This window comes from Bacillus sp. SIMBA_031 (genome assembly GCF_046535225.1).
Taxonomy (GTDB): domain Bacteria; phylum Bacillota; class Bacilli; order Bacillales; family Bacillaceae; genus Bacillus; species Bacillus velezensis.
The window spans coordinates 1-275 of the sequence record NZ_JAWRXC010000195.1 but is presented as its reverse complement, the minus strand read 5'-3'; the positions used below and the strand labels follow the sequence as shown (position 1 = coordinate 275).

Annotated in this window: 1 protein-coding gene; it reads left to right on the top strand. The window is 60.7% G+C overall.

Annotated elements, in window-relative coordinates; all coding sequences use genetic code 11:
- Positions 1 to 275, top strand: a 275-nt coding sequence (locus SB724_RS20020) for an ATP-binding protein (protein ID WP_410572574.1), incomplete at both ends; no start/stop codon positions are given.

The following is a 275-nucleotide window of genomic DNA, read 5'->3' as shown; positions in this document are numbered from 1 at the left end:
GGCGCTGCTCAATCTCGCCGTCAATGCCCGTGACGCTATGCCGGACGGCGGCACCATTCGTATCGAACTTAGACAATCCGAGCAGATATCCGGGACGGCAGAGCTCGCGGCTGGCAGCTATGTCATCCTTTCCGTCGCCGACCAGGGCCACGGAATGGACGAGGAGACCCTGAAAAAGGCAATCGAGCCGTTCTTCTCTACCAAGGAGCTCGGCAAGGGAACCGGTCTCGGCCTGTCGATGATCCATGGCCTTGCATCCCAGCTGAAGGGCGACC